This window comes from Flavobacterium jejuense, from assembly GCF_006491595.2.
Classification (GTDB): Bacteria; Bacteroidota; Bacteroidia; order Flavobacteriales; family Flavobacteriaceae; genus Flavobacterium; species Flavobacterium jejuense.
In genome coordinates this window covers 404,923-422,601 of the sequence record NZ_VEVQ02000001.1, presented here as the reverse complement: position 1 = coordinate 422,601, position 17,679 = coordinate 404,923, and the positions used below count along the sequence as shown (strand labels likewise).

At 30.0% G+C, this 17,679-nt stretch carries 22 protein-coding genes; 13 read left to right on the top strand and 9 right to left on the bottom strand.

Translation table 11 applies throughout. The features are described from left to right. Positions 1 to 67 precede the first annotated feature (67 nt). Both FIA58_RS02000 and FIA58_RS01995 read left to right on the top strand, forming a co-directional pair. Positions 68 to 1,282, top strand: coding sequence for an RsmB/NOP family class I SAM-dependent RNA methyltransferase (locus FIA58_RS02000; protein WP_140959495.1), 1,215 nt, complete (start codon positions 68 to 70; stop codon positions 1,280 to 1,282). 4 nt (positions 1,283 to 1,286) lie between these two features. Then, positions 1,287 to 2,405 (top strand): endonuclease, encoded by a 1,119-nt coding sequence (locus tag FIA58_RS01995; protein WP_140959493.1) that lies wholly within the window; start codon positions 1,287 to 1,289, stop codon positions 2,403 to 2,405. A gap of 64 nt (positions 2,406 to 2,469) precedes the next feature. Here FIA58_RS01995 and FIA58_RS01990 read toward each other — a convergent pair whose 3' ends face one another. Both FIA58_RS01990 and mazG read right to left on the bottom strand, forming a co-directional pair. Beyond that, on the bottom strand, positions 2,470 to 2,763 hold the full coding sequence (locus tag FIA58_RS01990) for an antibiotic biosynthesis monooxygenase family protein (protein ID WP_140959491.1): 294 nt from the start codon (positions 2,761 to 2,763) through the stop codon (positions 2,470 to 2,472). A 94-nt stretch (positions 2,764 to 2,857) separates the two neighbouring features. Continuing rightward, complete coding sequence (mazG, locus tag FIA58_RS01985; RefSeq protein WP_140959489.1) at positions 2,858 to 3,631, bottom strand: nucleoside triphosphate pyrophosphohydrolase; 774 nt, start codon at positions 3,629 to 3,631, stop codon at positions 2,858 to 2,860. Between the two features lie 185 nt (positions 3,632 to 3,816). Between mazG and FIA58_RS01980 the strand changes: the two genes are divergently transcribed. Genes FIA58_RS01980 through FIA58_RS01970 form a run of 3 tightly spaced genes read left to right on the top strand, consistent with a single transcriptional unit; the run spans position 3,817 to position 4,992 of the window. Continuing rightward, a complete protein-coding gene (locus FIA58_RS01980) occupies positions 3,817 to 4,365 on the top strand; it encodes a DUF2975 domain-containing protein (protein WP_140959487.1) in 549 nt (182 codons plus the stop codon). Positions 4,366 to 4,367: 2 nt separating this feature from the next. Then, positions 4,368 to 4,571 (top strand): helix-turn-helix domain-containing protein, encoded by a 204-nt coding sequence (locus FIA58_RS01975; RefSeq protein WP_140959485.1) that lies wholly within the window; start codon positions 4,368 to 4,370, stop codon positions 4,569 to 4,571. A 52-nt stretch (positions 4,572 to 4,623) separates the two neighbouring features. Beyond that, positions 4,624 to 4,992: a VOC family protein gene (locus FIA58_RS01970; RefSeq protein WP_140959483.1), complete on the top strand. Its 369-nt coding sequence runs from the start codon at positions 4,624 to 4,626 to the stop codon at positions 4,990 to 4,992. Positions 4,993 to 5,176: 184 nt separating this feature from the next. On the opposite strand, the gene FIA58_RS01965 is transcribed toward FIA58_RS01970, so the two are convergent. Together FIA58_RS01965 and def are read right to left on the bottom strand one after the other, a co-directional pair. After that, positions 5,177 to 5,614 carry a DUF5606 family protein gene (locus tag FIA58_RS01965; protein WP_140959481.1) on the bottom strand — a complete coding sequence of 146 codons (438 nt, stop codon included), beginning with the start codon at positions 5,612 to 5,614 and terminating at the stop codon, positions 5,177 to 5,179. 106 nt (positions 5,615 to 5,720) lie between these two features. Continuing rightward, positions 5,721 to 6,308: a peptide deformylase gene (gene def, locus FIA58_RS01960; protein WP_140959478.1), complete on the bottom strand. Its 588-nt coding sequence runs from the start codon at positions 6,306 to 6,308 to the stop codon at positions 5,721 to 5,723. Between the two features lie 212 nt (positions 6,309 to 6,520). On the opposite strand from def, the gene FIA58_RS01955 reads away from it, so the two are divergent. The 8 genes from FIA58_RS01955 to argH all read left to right on the top strand — a co-directional run bounded on the left by FIA58_RS01955 (position 6,521) and on the right by argH (position 14,776). After that, positions 6,521 to 7,195: a GNAT family N-acetyltransferase gene (locus FIA58_RS01955; RefSeq protein WP_140959476.1), complete on the top strand. Its 675-nt coding sequence runs from the start codon at positions 6,521 to 6,523 to the stop codon at positions 7,193 to 7,195. Between the two features lie 9 nt (positions 7,196 to 7,204). Further along, complete coding sequence (locus tag FIA58_RS01950) at positions 7,205 to 8,422, top strand: argininosuccinate synthase (protein WP_140959474.1); 1,218 nt, start codon at positions 7,205 to 7,207, stop codon at positions 8,420 to 8,422. Then, the gene (gene argC, locus FIA58_RS01945; RefSeq protein ID WP_140959472.1) at positions 8,412 to 9,386 is read left to right on the top strand and encodes an N-acetyl-gamma-glutamyl-phosphate reductase; all 975 of its coding nucleotides are present in this window, start codon (positions 8,412 to 8,414) and stop codon (positions 9,384 to 9,386) included. Before FIA58_RS01950 ends, argC begins: the two co-directional genes overlap by 11 nt. A gap of 21 nt (positions 9,387 to 9,407) precedes the next feature. Next, a complete protein-coding gene (locus tag FIA58_RS01940) occupies positions 9,408 to 10,586 on the top strand; it encodes an aspartate aminotransferase family protein (protein ID WP_140959470.1) in 1,179 nt (392 codons plus the stop codon). Between the two features lie 67 nt (positions 10,587 to 10,653). Further along, the gene (locus tag FIA58_RS01935) at positions 10,654 to 11,607 is read left to right on the top strand and encodes a Rossmann-fold NAD(P)-binding domain-containing protein (RefSeq protein WP_140959467.1); all 954 of its coding nucleotides are present in this window, start codon (positions 10,654 to 10,656) and stop codon (positions 11,605 to 11,607) included. Then, positions 11,600 to 12,400: an acetylglutamate kinase gene (argB, locus tag FIA58_RS01930; protein ID WP_140959464.1), complete on the top strand. Its 801-nt coding sequence runs from the start codon at positions 11,600 to 11,602 to the stop codon at positions 12,398 to 12,400. The genes FIA58_RS01935 and argB overlap by 8 nt, the downstream gene beginning before the upstream one ends. Then, positions 12,375 to 13,460 (top strand): M20 family metallo-hydrolase, encoded by a 1,086-nt coding sequence (locus FIA58_RS01925; RefSeq protein ID WP_140959462.1) that lies wholly within the window; start codon positions 12,375 to 12,377, stop codon positions 13,458 to 13,460. The genes argB and FIA58_RS01925 overlap by 26 nt, the downstream gene beginning before the upstream one ends. Before the next feature lie 2 nt (positions 13,461 to 13,462). Further along, complete coding sequence (argH, locus tag FIA58_RS01920) at positions 13,463 to 14,776, top strand: argininosuccinate lyase (protein ID WP_140959460.1); 1,314 nt, start codon at positions 13,463 to 13,465, stop codon at positions 14,774 to 14,776. A 100-nt stretch (positions 14,777 to 14,876) separates the two neighbouring features. Here argH and FIA58_RS01915 read toward each other — a convergent pair whose 3' ends face one another. The 5 genes from FIA58_RS01915 to FIA58_RS01895 form a co-directional block, all read right to left on the bottom strand. Next, positions 14,877 to 15,113 (bottom strand): hypothetical protein, encoded by a 237-nt coding sequence (locus FIA58_RS01915; RefSeq protein WP_140959458.1) that lies wholly within the window; start codon positions 15,111 to 15,113, stop codon positions 14,877 to 14,879. A 204-nt stretch (positions 15,114 to 15,317) separates the two neighbouring features. Next, positions 15,318 to 16,055 (bottom strand): protein phosphatase 2C domain-containing protein, encoded by a 738-nt coding sequence (locus FIA58_RS01910; protein ID WP_140959456.1) that lies wholly within the window; start codon positions 16,053 to 16,055, stop codon positions 15,318 to 15,320. Between the two features lie 60 nt (positions 16,056 to 16,115). Continuing rightward, positions 16,116 to 16,589: an Lrp/AsnC family transcriptional regulator gene (locus FIA58_RS01905; RefSeq protein ID WP_140959454.1), complete on the bottom strand. Its 474-nt coding sequence runs from the start codon at positions 16,587 to 16,589 to the stop codon at positions 16,116 to 16,118. A gap of 8 nt (positions 16,590 to 16,597) precedes the next feature. Further along, positions 16,598 to 17,011, bottom strand: a complete 414-nt coding sequence (ruvX, locus tag FIA58_RS01900; protein WP_140959452.1) for a Holliday junction resolvase RuvX — start codon at positions 17,009 to 17,011, stop codon at positions 16,598 to 16,600. A gap of 275 nt (positions 17,012 to 17,286) precedes the next feature. Then, positions 17,287 to 17,649, bottom strand: coding sequence for a hypothetical protein (locus tag FIA58_RS01895; protein WP_140959450.1), 363 nt, complete (start codon positions 17,647 to 17,649; stop codon positions 17,287 to 17,289). Between the last annotated feature and the right edge of the window lie 30 nt (positions 17,650 to 17,679).

Sequence of the window (17,679 nt, the reverse complement as noted above, 5' to 3'; positions counted from 1 at the left end):
CAAAGCTGTCATAATTGACAGCTTTTTTTGTTTAAATCACTATCTTTGCACGCTGATTAAATAAAAAATGAGATTACATAGAAATTTAGTATTCACGGTTATAGATTCTTTGCTAGCAATTTTCAACGAAGGAGAATATGCAGATAAAGTTGTGGCCCGTGCTTTAAAAAAAGACAAACGTTGGGGAAGCAGTGACAGAAAATTTGTTGCAGAAACGATTTATGAAATAGTACGCTGGAAACGTTTATATGCAGAAATTGCTGAAGTAAGAGAACCTTACGATAGAGATAATATTTGGAGAGTGTTTGCTGTTTGGGCAGTTTTAAGAGGTATTATGTTACCTGATTGGAAATACTTTGAAGGAACTCCTTCACGAAAAATAAAAGGTAAGTTTGATGAATTATCTAAAATTAGAAAATTCAAAGAATCTATTCCTGATTGGATTGATGAATTAGGGGTTAAAGAATTAGGTGAAGCCACTTGGTCAAAAGAATTAGAAGCTCAAAACAAACAAGCTGAAGTAATTCTTAGAGTGAATACCTTAAAAACTACTAAAGAAAAAGTAAGAGCTATCTTGATGGACTTGAATATTGAAACTTATGCTTCCAAAGATTATCCTGATGCCTTAATATTGAAAGAGAGAGCTAATGTTTTCATGACAGATATCTTCAAACAAGGGTATTTTGAAGTACAAGATGCTTCTTCTCAATTAGTAGCCTATTTCTTAGATGTAGCACCTGGAATGCGAGTAGTTGACACTTGTGCTGGTGCTGGTGGAAAAAGCTTACATTTAGCTTCTTTAATGGAAAACAAAGGCCAATTAATAGCTATGGATATTTACGAAAGTAAATTGAAACAATTAAAACTTCGTGCCAAAAGAAATGGGGTTCACAATATTGAATTTAGAGTAATTGATTCTACTAAAGTCATCAAAAAACTACATGAAAAAGCTGATCGCGTTTTAATTGATGCTCCTTGTAGTGGATTAGGTGTAATGAAACGTAATCCTGATAGTAAATGGAAATTACAACCTGAATTTATTGATAATATTAAAAAAGTTCAAGCTGAAGTACTTCAAAATTATTCTAAGATAGTAAAACCAGGTGGAAAAATGGTTTATGCAACTTGTTCGGTACTTCCATCAGAAAACGAACAACAGATAGAAAAATTTTTGACTACAGAAGAAGGGAAAAATTTCACATTTGTAAAAGAAAAAAAAGTATTAGCTCATCAAAGTGGATATGATGGGTTTTATATGGCTTTATTAGAACGAAAACTATAAAAAAATGAAAAACAAATTTACATTATTATTACTATTAAGTATTGCTTTAAATTATGCACAAAACGGAGCTCCAGCTAGTCCATATTATGATGATATTTCTAACTGGAATAGCTTAAGCGCAAGTGCTCTAAAAAGTACTTTAGAAACTAAAATTGCGAATACCCATACAAATTATTTAACTTATTCTGAAGTTTGGGATGCTACTCAGGTAACTGACTTAGATCCTAATGATATAACAAATTCTAATGTTTTATTACTATATGGATTTAGTTCTAATACTTGTCCTTCCTCTCCTACTGATGACAATGACCACAGAACAAGAAATAAATTTTCAAATGGCGGTGGTACTTCATGTGAATGGAACAGAGAACATGTTTATGCAAAAGCACTAGCAAGTCCTCCATTAGATCAAGGTGGTTCAAGTGATGCTGGTGAAGATGCACATCATTTAAGAGCTTCTGATGTAGATAGAAATAACGATAGATCAAGTGAGAAATTTGCTGCAGGAAGCGGAAATTCTGGTGATATAACTTCTACTACTTGGTATCCTGGTGATGAATGGAAAGGTGATGTAGCAAGAATGATGATGTACATGTACCTAAGATATGGTTCTCAATGTTTACCAATAAATGTTGGTGTAGGAAATCCTGTTGCTAGTGATGCTAATATGATTGATTTATTCTTACAATGGAATGCTGATGATCCAGTATCGCAATATGAAGATAATAGAAACACCTATCATGGTAATACTTCAAATACATATGCACAAGGTAATCGTAATCCCTTTATCGACAATCCTTATTTAGCAACTGTAATATGGGGTGGACCAGTAGCTGAAAACAGATGGCCAACAGTATTTTTATCTGCTGAAAATTTTGATTTATTAGCTTCAGTTAATGTTTATCCGAATCCTACAATCAATAATACCGTATACATTTCTTCATCGACAAGTTTAAAAGATATAATTATATACAATATAAACGGACAAATTGTACAAGAAATTAAAAATCCAAATACTATTAGTAACGAAACGTACCAAGTTACTAATCTAAATAGTGGTTTCTATATGGTGAAATTATCTTCTGATTATGGAGCTACAACTAAAAAAATCGTAGTGAATTAGTCTCACTTATACAAAACCATTCAAAAGGTCTAATATTCTTCGTAATGTTAGACCTTTTTTATTATTAAAAACCAAACTCATATTCACGTTCTATTTTAGCTATTCTAACTTTATAATTTTTATACCAAGTGGATTTTCCTTTTTCTTGTGCCAATAAATGATCCATATTTGATTTCCAATTTCGAATAGCTTCTAGATTTTCCCAATAAGAAACAGTAATTCCTATTTCATTACGAGCACTTTCAACACCAATAAATCCTTTTTGAAGCTTGGCTAAAGCTTCCATTTTTTGAGCCATTTCACTATAACCTGAATCTATTTCTGTTCTTATAGATGTGAAAATTACTGCGTAATACATGTTTTTAGTGATTAGAAAATTACAAATTGGTTTTGAAAAAAAAGATTTATTATCCAGAAAAACTGATAACTGATAACTGAACACTGAACAAACACTACAACTTCTTCGCTTCTTCCCAAAAAACATCCATTTCAGCTAAGGTCATATCAGCTAATGGTTTCCCTAATTCTCCTGCTTTGCTTTCTAGATACATAAAACGCTTGATGAATTTTTTATTGGTACGTTCCAAAGCATCTTCTGGATTAACTTTTAAAAATCGTGCATAATTTATCATTGAAAATAAAACATCCCCAAATTCAGCTTCTATAGTATCTTGGTTACCCAATGTTACTTCTTCCTGAAGTTCTTGTAATTCTTCTTGTACTTTATCCCACACTTGGTGCGATTCTTCCCAGTCAAACCCTACTCCTTTCACCTTATCTTGAATGCGACTTGCCTTAACAAGTGCTGGTAAACTTTTTGGCACACCTTCCAAAACCGATTTTTTTCCTTCTTTAAGTTTTAATTTTTCCCAGTTTTGCTTCACTTCTTCTTCATCAGCAACCACAACATCTCCATAAATATGAGGATGACGATCAATTAGTTTATCACAAATTGAATTGGCAACATCTTCAATATCAAAAGCATTAGTTTCACTTCCTATTTTAGCATAAAAAACAATGTGTAATAATAAATCGCCCAATTCCTTTTTTATTTCTTGCAAATCATTATCCAAAATTGCATCTCCCAATTCATAGGTTTCTTCAATTGTTAAATGACGTAAACTTTCCAATGTTTGTTTTTTATCCCATGGACACTTCTCACGTAAATCATCCATGATATCTAATAATCTATTAAAAGCTTTAAGTTGGTTTTCTCGATTGTTCATGTATTGCTTTTTTGAAATTATAATTGAAGTTCTATTTAGTAACTGTAAAATTATGGATTAATTTCAGAAGTATATCGATACCAATCCTATTTATTATTTGTATACAATTCAACTTAAAAAATAATCAAATCGAAAAAAAATAAATTTTTATTTATATTTGCTACATATTATAATTAAATATAATTATGACAGCTAAATCAACTTCTGTTTTAAAATTTATAACCGTTATTTCTTGGGTTATTTTTATTGGTCTATGTATTACTGCTGGTGGTATTTTGTTTAATACTTTTTTTACACTTGTTATCAACCCAATTGCAGTAAAAAGTTTTTGGGAAGAAGTCGATTTATCAAATTTATATAATTTTGACAAAGGTTATTTTATTTCAGAAACTTTATTAATGAGTATTGTAGCAGTAATGAAGGCAATACTATTCTATTTAATTGTAAAGATTTTACATAAGAAAAAACTCAATTTATCACAACCTTTCAATATTGAAATAAAAGCGTTTATTTCAAATGCTTCTTATCTAACGTTAGGAATTGGTTTATTTTCATATTGGGGAATACAAAACACAAAATGGTTAGTTACTCAAGGTGTTTCAATACCAGATATTCAAAACTTAGGTCTTGGTGGAGCTGATGTTTGGTTGTTTATGGGAATTACACTTTTAGTAATTGCGGAAATATTTAAAAAAGGTATAGCACTTCAATCAGAAAATGAATTAACCATTTAATTATGCCAATAGTAGTCAATTTAGATGTTATGATGGCAAAACGAAAAATGTCATTAAACGAACTCTCGGAAAAAGTAGAACTTACCTTATCCAACCTCTCCATCTTGAAAACAGGAAAGGCAAAAGCCATTAGGTTTAGTACATTAGAAGCTATTTGTAAAGCATTAGATTGCCAACCTGGAGATATTTTAGAATTCATAGAATAAAATGAGTTTTTAATTTTATATTTATAACCTTCAAATATTAAAAAATTTAGCTATGAACCATAATGCAAAATCCATTAGACCTTTTATTGGAGCGAAAAATTGTGAAGTATCTCGAAATTTTTATAAAGATTTAGGTTTCCAAGAAACTATTTTATCAAACACGATGAGTTATTTTTATTCTGGTGACTTTGGCTTTTATCTTCAAGATGCCTATGTAAAAGATTGGATTGATAATACTATGGTTTTTATGGAAGTTAATAATTTGGAGACATTCTGGAATGAATTAACTCTCTTAAAATTAACAGAGAAGTATGATACTGTTCGTATAGTTCCTATTCGTAAACTAGATTGGGGAAAAGAATGTTTTATACATGATCCATCAGGAATATTATGGCATTTTGGAACATTTAATAAGTCATAAACTAACCATTCTAAGAGAGAAGAGAAGAGTAGAGAAAACATAAATGTGCTTTTTAATAAAATTAAGGTATTAATCATATACAATAATTTCGATGAATATAAAAAAGGATTTTTAGTATTTAAGAAGTATATTTCAAACAAAAAAGTCCTCATATGAGAACTTTTTATGTTTATAAAATAGAAGATTACTCTGCGTTTTCTTCTTTTGTCTCTTCCTTAACTTCTTCTTTTGACAAAGCTTCAACTGTCACAAATCCTTTAGGTTGTAAAATATTATACCAATTGAAAATTTTCTTAATATCAGAAGTATATACTCTATCTTCATCAAATTCTGGTAACACTTCTCTAAAATAAGCTTTTAATTTTGCATCATCTTCTTTATGAGAAATAGCCGGACCATCATTTTCTTTGGTTGCTATCGCTTTTAGTACATCTGCTAAACGAATTTCTTCTGTATAAGTGTAAACGGCAATTTCAGATAATAAACTTACATTACTTCTCATTCCAACAGTAATTCGCTTTCCATCTAATAATGATTCAGCAACAAATCCTGTACGTGTTTGTATTTTTAATTCGTATAAACCTGGTTTTCCAGCAATAGCTAATATTTTTTGAATACTCATGTTGTTTTAAATTTAAGGTGGCAAATATATATTTTAATGTTCAAAGTCGAAAGTTTAAAGTAAAAAAAATCCAATTACTATCTATAACGACAAATTACGAATTAAATTATTTACCTTTTACTTTAGCAAATTTCATTTTATAATCTGGTTTTGCTTTTCCTTCTAAAATGTTACTTAATTTTTTACCAATTAATTTCTTTTTCAAAGCTGATAAATGATCAGTAAACAAAATTCCTTCTATATGGTCGTATTCATGTTGAATTACCCTCGCAATTAACCCTGAATACACTTCTGTTTTTTTATTAAAGTCTTCATCATAATACTCTATAGTAATTGTTTCATGACGAAAAACATCTTCCCTAACATCTGGAATACTCAAACAACCTTCATTAAATCCCCAAATATCTCCTTCTTCTTTTAAAATCTTTGCATTAATAAAAGCTTTTTTAAAAGTTTTTAATTGTTCTGCTTCTTCTTTAGAAACTTCATCACTATCTGCTAATGGCTCAGTATCCAAAATAAACAAACGAATAGGTAATCCTACTTGAGGAGCTGCTAAACCTAACCCATAAGCATGATACATAGTTTCATACATATTAGCAATAGTCTCTTTTAAATTAGGATAATCTGGAGTAATATCTGTTGCAACTTTTCTTAAAACGGGTTCACCGTATCCATATATTGATAAAATCATTCTATTTTGATTTTTTTTAATAAAGTGCAAAATTAAACAATTAAATTATATGTTCCTTCACATTTTTTAAACTATAAAAAGATATTTTATTTTTAAAATCAATTTAAATAGATAAAATATCTAATTTTATATTTTTTAAATATTATTTATCTTCAATATTGTAATTAAACAAATAATAAATCTATATTTGCAACTTATTATTTATTTTTATTATGACATTTACAATTGAACAAGCTTCTGAAAAACATTTACATCATGCAGAAGCTATTTGCAACGAAATGGAAGCCTCTGCAAAAGTGAGAGGTACTGGTATTGCTAAGCGTTCACCTGAATATTTACAAAAAAAAATGACTCAAGGTAATGCAATCATTGCTTTGACAGAATCTGGTAATTGGGCTGGTTTTTGTTACATTGAAGTATGGAGTCATGAAAAATTTGTAGCCAATTCAGGTTTAATAGTGTCTCCAGAATATCGGGAATTTGGCTTAGCTAAAAGAATTAAACAAGCCATTTTTAAATTATCTCGAAATAAATATCCTAATTCTAAAATTTTTGGGTTAACCACTGGATTAGCTGTAATGAAGATTAATAGCGATTTAGGATACGAACCTGTAACCTATTCAGAACTTACTCAAGATGAAGATTTTTGGAAAGGATGTACTTCTTGTATCAATTTTGAGATTCTTTTAAGTAAAGACCGGAAAAATTGTATGTGCACAGCTATGATTTGGGATCCAATTGAAAAAGAAAAAGATAAAAAGATAAAAATTGAACAAAAAATTTTAGCTAAAGAAAGATTGAGTAGAATGAAAAAAAAACATTCATTACTTAAAATCATATCCTTACAATTCAAAAAAAAAAGTAAACCCTTTTTTAATATTATTTAAATAATTGAAATGAAAAAAAAAATAGTTTTAGCGTATAGTGGTGGTTTAGATACTTCTTTCTGTGCGGTCTATTTATCTAAAAAATTAGAATACGAAGTTTATGCTGTAACCATTAACACTGGTGGGTTTTCAGAAGATGAAATAACTGCAATTGAAAAGCGTGCTTACGAATTAGGCGTCTATTCTTATACTTGCATAGATGCAACAGAAACATATTACAATACTTGTGTGAAATATTTAATCTATGGCAATGTTTTAAAAAACAACACCTATCCTTTATCAGTTAGTGCAGAAAGAACCATTCAAGCAAAATCTATTGCTGAATATGCAGCAACTATAAATGCAGACTCAGTAGCTCACGGAAGCACAGGTGCAGGAAATGACCAAGTTCGTTTTGATGTCATTTTTAATATCCTTTGTCCAAATGTTGAAATTATAACTCCAATAAGAGATTTAAAATTATCCAGAGAAGCTGAGATTCAATTTTTAGCAGAAAACGGATTCGAAATTAACTTTGAAAAAGCACAATATTCAATCAATAAAGGTCTTTGGGGAACATCTGTAGGCGGTAAAGAAACCTTAACCTCTCATGGGTATTTACCAGAAATTGCCTTTCCTTCACAATTAGATAGTACAGCAGCTACTTCTACCGAACTAACACTTCACTTTAAAAAGGGAGAAATAGTAGGTATTAATAACAAAACGTTTTCAAATCCTGTAAAAGCCATTCAATATCTCGAAAGTATTGCAACTCCTTATGCAATAGGTAGAGACATTCACGTAGGTGATACTATTGTTGGCATTAAAGGAAGAGTTGGGTTTGAAGCAGCTGCTGCTATTTTAATATTAAAAGCACATCATTTATTAGAAAAACATACCCTTTCTAAATTCCAATTAAATCTTAAATCCCAATTAGCAGATTGGTATGGAAGTTGGTTACACGAAGGGTTGTTTTTAGATCCAGCAATGAGAGATATAGAAGTTTTCTTTGAAAGCACACAAGCTAAAGTAAATGGAAAAGTATTTATTACGCTACTTCCCTATCGTTTTATCCTTAACGGAATTGAATCTGATAATGATTTGATGCATGCGAAATTTGGTAGTTATGGAGAAATGAACTTAGGCTGGTCAGGTGAAGATGTAAAAGGATATTCAAAAATCATTAGTAATTCGCTTTCGATTTATCACAAAGTAAATGCTAATCAAACTGAAGTAGATGCAAACTAAAACAAAAGTTGGAATTATTGGCGCAGCAGGTTATACAGGTGGTGAATTGATTCGTTTGTTGTTGAATCATCCAAATGTGGAACTTACATTCGCTTTAAGTAGAAGTAACGCAAACAAACCAGTTTATGAAGTTCATTCAGATTTATTTGGAGAAACCAATTTAGAGTTTACCAATGAATATGCTAACAATGTAGACCTATTATTTCTGTGTTTACCACATAAAGAAAGTAAAAGTTGGATTGAAAATAATTCGATTTCCAACCCAATAAAAATAATTGATTTAGGAAACGATTTCAGATTAGATGGCAATTTCACTCAAGGTGAATTTATATATGGATTATCCGAAACCTGTGAAGAAGCAATAAAAAAGGCAAAATATGTTGCTAATCCTGGTTGTTTTGCAACCGCAATTCAGTTGGCTTTGCTTCCGTTGGCAAAAGAAAAACTATTAAACAAAGTATATACCACTGGAATTACGGGAGCAACAGGAGCTGGTCAACAATTGCAACCAACATCGCATTTTAGTTGGAGAACTAATAATATTTCAGCTTATAAAACTTTGAATCACCAACATGTTCCTGAAATCTGTCAAACATTGGAAAAATTAAATAAAAACAAAGTTAAGTTGGAATTTGTTCCTTGGAGAGGCGATTTTACAAGAGGAATTTTTACCAGTTCTACATTGGAAACCTATTTATCGTTAGAATCTATTTATGCCATTTATGAAACCTTTTACAAAGGCAATCCTTTTGTTTTTGTTTCTAGAAATACAATCGATTTAAAACAGGTAGTCAACACAAATAAGTGCTTGATACATATAGAAAAACAAGATGAACAGGTTGTTGTTCATTCTATTATAGACAATTTGGTAAAAGGAGCTTCAGGTCAAGCCATTCAAAATATGAATTTAATGTTAGGTTGGGAACCTACATTAGGTCTAAAATTAAAAGCTTCTGCATTTTAAAAAACAATTAATATTCTACGTATGAAATTATTTGATGTATATCCGTTATTCGATTTAAACTTCATAGAAGCTGAAGGCAGCTATTTATGGAGTGATAAAAACGAAAAATACCTAGATTTATATGGTGGTCATGCTGTGATTTCTATTGGTCATAGTCATCCTACTTATGTAAAAATGTTAACTAGACAGTTACACAACATAGGTTTTTATTCCAATTCAGTTCGTATTCCTATTCAGGAAGAAGTTGCCAAATTATTAGGTAAAGCTAGTGGTTATGATACTTACGAATTTTTCATGTGTAATTCTGGAGCTGAAGCCAATGAAAATGCCTTGAAACTGGCTTCTTTTCATACTAATAGAAAAAAAGTAATTTGCTTCACAAAAGCGTTTCACGGAAGAACTGCAGCAGCAGTGGCAGCAACCGATAATAAAAAAATAATTGCTCCTATTAATGAAAGTGACAACTTTATTTTCTTGCCTTTTAATGATATTGAAGCATTAGATAATGCATTTAAAAATAATGATATTGCTGCCGTTATTATTGAAGGTATTCAAGGTGTTGGTGGTGTCCAAATTCCGACAACTGCTTTTTTACAAAAAATAAGAGTATTATGTGATCGTTATGAAGTCTTATTTATTGCTGACGAAATTCAATCGGGTTATGGAAGAACGGGTAAATTCTTTGCGCACCAACATGCCAATGTGCAAGCAGATATCATTACAGTAGCAAAAGGAATGGGAAATGGATTTCCAGTTGGTGGAGTTATTATTTCTCCAAAAATTGAAGCAAGACATGGTTTACTAGGAACCACATTTGGTGGAAACTATTTAGCTTGTGCGGCTTCAAAAGCGGTTTTAGAAGTCATCGAATCTGAAAAATTAATGCAAAATGCTAAAGAAATGGGCGATTATCTTTACGAACAATTGAAAGATTATGAAAGCATTAAGGAAATAAGATACCAAGGATTAATGTTTGGTATTGAATTAAAAACACCTTGTGCTCCTTTCAGAAATCAGTTATTGAAAGATTTTAGAATTTTAACTGGAAATGCTTCTTGTCCTAACACTTTACGAATTTTACCAGCTTTGAATATTGGAAAAAAGGAATTAGATATTTTCATTAGTGCTTTTAAAACAGTTTCAAGATTAAATGCGAAAAAAGAGGAAGTAAACCAAAGTAAAAAAACAATACTGACATAATTAGTGATTAGTGATTAGTGATTAGTGATTAGTGCTAAATTAAATTAATAAATAAGACGATAAAGAGATGAAAAGATTCTTCTCTGTTAACGATATAACAGATTTACATACAACTATAAAAGAGGCAATTGCATTAAAAAAAGCACCTCAACAAAATAGTCACCTTGGCAAAGGAAAAACAATCGGTTTAGTATTTCTAAACTCAAGTTTACGTACAAGATTAAGTACGCAAAAAGCAGCACATAATTTAGGGTTATATACTATTCTATTAAATGCTGCTCAAGAAGCATGGACATGGGAATATGAAGATGGTGCAATTATGAATGGGAATACGGTTGAACATGTAAAAGATGCAGCAAACGTGCTGAGTCAATATTGTGATGTCATAGGAATTCGCTGTTTTGCTGGTTTAACCAATAAAGAAGATGATGTTTCCGAAAAAATATATCAATTATTTGAAAAACATGCTAAAGTTCCTGTAGTTTCTTTAGAGTCTGCTACATTACATCCACTACAAAGTTTGGCAGATTGTATTACTATTGAGGAAAACTTGCCAAAGAATAAAAAGCCAAAAGTTGTGTTGACTTGGGCACCACATATAAAACCAATTCCGCAAGCTGTTGGGAATTCCTTTGCTCAATGGATGAATGCAAGTGATTACGAATTTGTGATAACACATCCAGAAGGATATGAGTTAGATACTAAGTTTACACAAGATGCAACCATTGAATATAATCAGCAAAAAGCGATAGAAAATGCGGATTTTGTATATGTTAAAAATTGGTCTTCTTTCAAGGAATATGGAAAAATGATTCCTGTTGAAGAAGATTGGTTATTAACCAATGAGAAGTTAAAAGCAAGTAATAATGCCAAAATAATGCACTGTTTACCAGTTAGAAGAAATGTTGAAATTAGTGATGAAGTGATTGACAGCGAAAATTCATTAGTTTACCAACAGGCTTATAACAGAACCTTTGCAGCACAAATCGTTCTACAAAAAATTTTAGAAAATAATGAATAACCAAAAGCTATTAATCATAAAAATAGGTGGCAACAGTATCGACAATCAGTTTGAGTTAGTACAATTTTTAGAAGCTGTTGCCACTATTTCTACTCCTTTTATTCTGGTGCATGGTGGAGGAAAGTTAGCCACTGATTTAGCCGAAAAATTAAACATTCCACAACAATTAATAGATGGACGAAGAATAACAGATGCAGAAACCATTAAAATTGCAACGATGGTTTATGCGGGTTACATTAATAAAAATATTGTGGCTTTGTTACAAAAAAACAAAAAAAATAGCATCGGACTTTCTGGTGCTGATGCCAATTTGATACAAACCACAAAACGAATTCATCCAACAATCGATTATGGTTTTGTTGGTGATTTGAATGCAACTAGTGTAAATATAGATTTTATTGAAAATCTGATAAATTTTAGCTTAACACCTGTTATAAATGCAATAACACATGATGGAAACGGTCAATTATTAAACACAAATGCTGATTCAATTGCTAATGCTCTAGCAATTAGTTTAGCTTCAAAATATGAAGTGTCTTTACTCTATTGTTTTGAAAAAAAAGGAGTGTTATCTGAACCCAGTAATGATGATTCAGTAATTACAACTTTGAATCATCAACAATTTGAACAATTAAGAAAGGATGGAATTATTTCGAAAGGAATGTTACCAAAACTGGATAATTGTTTCAATGCCTTACAAAACGGAGTAAATGAAATAGGAATCTTAAAAGCCACAAATATTTTAGGCTTTTTAAACAACACAAATCATGAATACACAAGAATTATCAAATAATACTATTACGCAATTATATGAAAAGGCACTTTCTCTATTAAAAAAATTAATAATTACACCTTCCTTTAGTAAAAGTGAGGACAAAACAGCAACTATAATAGAAGATTTTTTTAAATCTCATGAAATCCCAACAAACCGCAGTATGAATAATATTTGGGCTTACAATAAATATTATGATGCTTCAAAACCAACTATACTTTTAAATTCACATCACGACACAGTAAAACCAAATACAGGTTATACTTTAGATCCTTTTGAACCAATTGAGAAAGACGGAAAACTATACGGTTTAGGAAGTAATGATGCTGGAGGTCCTTTAGTAAGTCTTATATGTGCATTCTTATACTTCTACGAAAAAGAAAATCTGAATTATAACATCATCATGACAGCAACTGCAGAAGAGGAAATTTCTGGTGTAAATGGTGTGGAATCAATTTATAAAGAATTAGGAAAAATTGATTTTGCGATTGTAGGAGAACCAACCGAAATGAATTTGGCTATAGCCGAAAAAGGATTATTGGTTTTAGATTGTGAAGCTTCTGGAACTTCTTCTCACGCTGCACATCCAAATGATGACAATGCTATTTTAAATGCTGTAAAAGACATTCATTGGTTTACCCAATATCAATTCGATAAAGTTTCTCCAATTCTAGGGGAAGTAAAAATGACTCCAACTATTATAAACAGTGGTTCCCAACATAATGTGGTTCCAAATTCGTGTTCCTTTACAGTTGATGTTCGTACCAATGAATTGTATTCTAACGAGGAAGTTTATAATTTAATTCAAGAAAACGTGAATTCAAAAGTAACGGCTCGTTCTTTACGATTGAACTCCTCTTCTATTCCAATGGATCATCCTTATGTAAAAGCGGGTTTAGCAATAGGAAGAACTTATTATGGTTCACCAACCTCATCAGATCAAGCTGTACTTCCTTGTCCTTCTTTAAAAATGGGTCCAGGTTTATCGACTCGTTCCCATAGTAGTGATGAATTTATTTATTTAGATGAAATTAAGGAAGCCATCCAAATTCATATTTCAATTTTAACTCAAATATTGTAACCATGGCTACTAAAATTTGGCAAAAAAAAGAAAGCTCCAATCAAGAACATGCGTCAATTGTAGAAAAATTTACAGTTGGTAACGATGTTATTTTTGATTATAAATTAGCTAAATATGATGTGCAAGGTTCTTTGGCTCATTGCGAAATGCTTCATTCTATAGATTTATTAACTAAAGAAGAATGGTTGGCTATCCAAAAAGAGTTGAAAAACATAGCTACTGAAATTGAAAATGATAATTTCAAAATTGAAGCAGGAATTGAAGATGTCCATTCTCAAGTAGAACATTTATTAATTCAAAGGATTGGAGACATTGGTAAAAAAATTCACAGCGGACGCTCTAGAAATGACCAAGTTTTAACCGATTTAAAATTATATTTCAAAGCCGAAATTTCAGCAATTGTTTCTCTTACAGAAACGCTTTTCAATACTTTAATAGCATTAAGTAATCAACATAGAGACATCCTTTTACCAGGATACACACACTTACAAATTGCAATGCCTTCTTCTTTCGGACTTTGGTTTGGAGCGTATGCAGAAAGTTTAATTGACGATTTAGAAATGTTTTTAGCTTCTTATAATGTGGTGAATAAAAACCCATTAGGTTCTGGAGCTGGTTATGGTACTTCTTTTCCGTTGAATAGGACTTTAACCACTGAATTATTAGGTTTTAAAACCTTAAATGTAAATTCAGTATATGCACAAATGACTAGAGGGAAATCGGAAAAAGTGTTTGGAATGGCTTTGGCAACAATGGCTGGAACATTGAGCAAATTTGCTTTTGATATGTGTTTGTATTTGAATCAGAATTTTGGTTTTATTTCCTTTCCTGATTCGTTAACGACTGGAAGTAGTATTATGCCTCATAAAAAAAATCCAGATGTTTTTGAAATAATGAGAGCCAAGTGCAACAGAATTCAAGCAATTTCCAATGAATTGATTTTGGTAACCAATAATTTACCTTCTGGTTATCATAGAGATGTGCAATTAACCAAAGAAATTCTCTTTCCAGCAATAACTTCTTTAAAAGAATGTTTGGAAATGCTCGAATTCATGTTGGCACACATTCAAATAAAACCAGAAATTGTAAAAGACGAAAAATACAAATATATGTTTAGTGTCGAAAATGTAAACCAACAAGTATTAGAAGGAATTGTATTTAGAGATGCCTACAAAAATATTGGCTTAGCTATTGAAAACAATGCCTTTGAACCTAACTATAACGTACAACATTCACACGAAGGAAGTATAGGTAACCTTTGTAATGATTTGATTGTGGAAAATTTTAAGGAAGTGAAGAGTAGGTTTGAGCTTTAAAATTGATTATTTTTCAATTTCATCAAGTCTATTATTTCCTTCAATTGTTTTTTCTTTAATAATTAAAAGTAAACTAAATATTAAAAATGAAATCAATATATTAATCAATTTTATTTTTTAAACTTGTTATATTCATATCATATGCAATCTTGGATTTGATTTCATTTTTAATATTTAGTTTAAAATTTTCAATTTTGAGGTTTTCTATCTCATCTAATGTTTGTGAAATAGTATATTTAAAATAACCAGAAAGAATAATAAAAACAATAATTAATATTGTTCTTATGATAAAAAATTTATTCAGTTTAGGATATTTAGCAAAACTACTTATTTCCATATTTTAAGGGTATTAAAATTAATAAAAAAGTTAAAACAATTCACTAATTAAAAGTATAAGCTGTTTCCTTTTTAAATTCATTTATTACTATACTATTTATCTAATACCTTTGTCAAAGTTTTGAACTTTGACAAAGGTGATATATACTACAAATTAAGATTAATTCTTGACTATCACTTACTAGTTTAATTCTAATCTCAATTTTTATTGCATTATTCTGATTATAGAAAAATCATCAGTAGGCTTTAATCCAAATTCATTTTCTAATATCTTTAGTTTTAGATTAAGCATTTCCTCTTTCTCACTATTCGTTTTTTCATTTGTTAAAAAATCAATTACATTAATCTCTTCTTTGGATTTATTTGGTATTAATTTCTCAAAAGTAAATATTCCGTCAGTCGAAATACTCAAATCTATTATTTTGTTAAATTCGATTTTCTGCTTTTGAGAATTATAAAATGTTTCAAAATCCTCAGATAAATGAAAACCTAAATAATCGGGTTTGTTGTCTTGCTCAAATTCAGTTATTTTACCATTAATATTTACAAACCCATCTCCAATTGCTAAAATTATTCCTTGTTTATTATTTTTGTCGTACAACATTATGATTAAAGTTGTCAATAATTCTTTGGAGTCAAGCATTAATAAATTTTTCACAATTTTGAGCTCATTTAATAAATTCTTGAGAATTGATTTTAAATTTTCTTCAATATTGAGCTGTAAATCATTTTGTTCAATAAATTCTTTATAACCTTTTTCAATGCAAATTTTCTTTAGAATTTTTCCAACTAAAGTTGAAACGAAATGACTTTCCAATGCAGTTGTGCAACCATCCATTACTGCACAAAGAATTTTATTTTTCCCATATTCTCCAATATACAAATGGTCTTCACAATTATTTTGATGATAATCTCCGATTTGTATTGCTGAATATATTCTCATTTAGGAGTCTTTTGCGTATTATATATTATATTTCCTTCAAACATCGACTAAATTAATAACCTACTTCACCTTCAAAGGATAAGCCGTTTCTTTTTTACATTCATTCATTACAATACTACTATGGTATTGTCCTATGTTTGGAATATTTGAAATGACATCCACTACAAACTCATTGTAAGTTCTAATGTCGTGAGCCACAATTTTAAGCATGTAATCGTAATTTCCAGATAAACTAATAACATCTAAAACTTGTGGAATCGGTGTAATTATTTTTTCAAATTCGTCTAAAGCTTCTTTGGATTGCTCTTTCAGTGTAACATTACAATAGACAACAATTTCAACACCAATTTTGAATCGGTCCACCAAAGCGACGTACTTTTTTATGACACCGTTGCGTTCTAAATTTTTTATACGTTCGTATGTAGGTGTAAACGAAAGTCCGATTTTTTCCCCAATATCTTTTACTGAAATAGTAGAATCATTTTGCAAAATTTCTAATATTAATTGGTCTTTAGTATCTAATTGGTCTTTCATTTTTACTATTATCTTTTATATTGCAAATAATCTTGAAGCATAATGGTTGCAGCAATTTCATCTATTAAAGCTTTATTTTTACGTTGGTTTTTCTTCAAACCACTATCAATCATTGTTTGAAAAGCCATTTTTGAAGTAAATCGCTCATCTACTCTATCCAATTTCATTTCAGGAAATTCTTTTTGGAACACTTTTATGAATTTTTCAATGATAAGAGCACTTTCGGAAGGAGTTCCATCCATTTGTTTTGGTTCACCAATGATTACTTTTTCTACTTTTTCTTTCGAAAAATACTCTTTTAAGAAAACAACTAAAGTATCAGAAGCAATTGTGGTCAAACCCGAAGCAATAATTTGCATTTCATCGGTAACTGCAATTCCTGTTCGTTTTAAACCATAATCGATGGAAAGTATTCTAGGCATAGTTTTGTTTTATGAAACAAAGATACGGAAAGAAACCCTTATTAAACACAAAGATTTAACAAGGGTCATCTCTCTTTTCAAACAATAAAAAAACGAATTTCACAAATTAATGCATATTAAATCTTTTGTAGATTTAATCTTCACCCTGACTTTAATCTTAAAAAGACAAGAAACTTTGTTAATATCAGTTGATTATTATTTATCGTATTTGTTTTTATATATAGAAAGTTCCATTTTTATTAGCAACTAATTTAGCTTTTTCATACAAATCGTTGTTAAATACTCTTTTTTAATTCCACAATTCTATTTTCAATTTCAGATTCCGATTCATAAGGTGATTCAGACATAAAGTATGTATTAGCCAAATCACTTATTAGTTCATATGATTTCTCATAATATTCATGAGTATATATTTTCGGAAAGTTTTTATGTTCAGTCCAACTTTTTATAAAATCTGATATGTACCAAATTCCAGAAGCAATTTCTCTCGATAAATTCGGAATACCATTTGTTCGTTTACACTCATTATTTAATTCGGTCAAAAGATTGATGAATGAACTATGGTTCCAGTTAAGATCAGTCCTTAATTCTAGTAAGAAAGAACCTTCCTCAGCATTTAATTCATCTTTTATAGTCATTCCTCTAATATTTTAAAACAATTATACGAA

What these genes read in the sequence shown, in the direction of transcription:
- def (WP_140959478.1), bottom strand. Translation starts at nt 6,308, where the DNA reads ATGATTTTATCAATATATGGATACGGTGAACCCGTTTTAAGAAAAGTT.
- argC (WP_140959472.1), top strand. Translation starts at nt 8,412, where the DNA reads ATGCAAACTAAAACAAAAGTTGGAATTATTGGCGCAGCAGGTTATACA.
- ruvX (WP_140959452.1), bottom strand. Translation starts at nt 17,011, where the DNA reads ATGCCTAGAATACTTTCCATCGATTATGGTTTAAAACGAACAGGAATT.
- FIA58_RS01955 (WP_140959476.1), top strand. Translation starts at nt 6,521, where the DNA reads ATGACATTTACAATTGAACAAGCTTCTGAAAAACATTTACATCATGCA.
- FIA58_RS01980 (WP_140959487.1), top strand. Translation starts at nt 3,817, where the DNA reads ATGACAGCTAAATCAACTTCTGTTTTAAAATTTATAACCGTTATTTCT.
- FIA58_RS01940 (WP_140959470.1), top strand. Translation starts at nt 9,408, where the DNA reads ATGAAATTATTTGATGTATATCCGTTATTCGATTTAAACTTCATAGAA.
- mazG (WP_140959489.1), bottom strand. Translation starts at nt 3,631, where the DNA reads ATGAACAATCGAGAAAACCAACTTAAAGCTTTTAATAGATTATTAGAT.
- FIA58_RS01995 (WP_140959493.1), top strand. Translation starts at nt 1,287, where the DNA reads ATGAAAAACAAATTTACATTATTATTACTATTAAGTATTGCTTTAAAT.
- argB (WP_140959464.1), top strand. Translation starts at nt 11,600, where the DNA reads ATGAATAACCAAAAGCTATTAATCATAAAAATAGGTGGCAACAGTATC.
- FIA58_RS02000 (WP_140959495.1), top strand. Translation starts at nt 68, where the DNA reads ATGAGATTACATAGAAATTTAGTATTCACGGTTATAGATTCTTTGCTA.
- FIA58_RS01970 (WP_140959483.1), top strand. Translation starts at nt 4,624, where the DNA reads ATGAACCATAATGCAAAATCCATTAGACCTTTTATTGGAGCGAAAAAT.
- FIA58_RS01950 (WP_140959474.1), top strand. Translation starts at nt 7,205, where the DNA reads ATGAAAAAAAAAATAGTTTTAGCGTATAGTGGTGGTTTAGATACTTCT.
- argH (WP_140959460.1), top strand. Translation starts at nt 13,463, where the DNA reads ATGGCTACTAAAATTTGGCAAAAAAAAGAAAGCTCCAATCAAGAACAT.
- FIA58_RS01925 (WP_140959462.1), top strand. Translation starts at nt 12,375, where the DNA reads ATGAATACACAAGAATTATCAAATAATACTATTACGCAATTATATGAA.
- FIA58_RS01990 (WP_140959491.1), bottom strand. Translation starts at nt 2,763, where the DNA reads ATGTATTACGCAGTAATTTTCACATCTATAAGAACAGAAATAGATTCA.
- FIA58_RS01975 (WP_140959485.1), top strand. Translation starts at nt 4,368, where the DNA reads ATGCCAATAGTAGTCAATTTAGATGTTATGATGGCAAAACGAAAAATG.
- FIA58_RS01910 (WP_140959456.1), bottom strand. Translation starts at nt 16,055, where the DNA reads ATGAGAATATATTCAGCAATACAAATCGGAGATTATCATCAAAATAAT.
- FIA58_RS01895 (WP_140959450.1), bottom strand. Translation starts at nt 17,649, where the DNA reads ATGACTATAAAAGATGAATTAAATGCTGAGGAAGGTTCTTTCTTACTA.
- FIA58_RS01905 (WP_140959454.1), bottom strand. Translation starts at nt 16,589, where the DNA reads ATGAAAGACCAATTAGATACTAAAGACCAATTAATATTAGAAATTTTG.
- FIA58_RS01915 (WP_140959458.1), bottom strand. Translation starts at nt 15,113, where the DNA reads ATGGAAATAAGTAGTTTTGCTAAATATCCTAAACTGAATAAATTTTTT.
- FIA58_RS01935 (WP_140959467.1), top strand. Translation starts at nt 10,654, where the DNA reads ATGAAAAGATTCTTCTCTGTTAACGATATAACAGATTTACATACAACT.
- FIA58_RS01965 (WP_140959481.1), bottom strand. Translation starts at nt 5,614, where the DNA reads ATGAGTATTCAAAAAATATTAGCTATTGCTGGAAAACCAGGTTTATAC.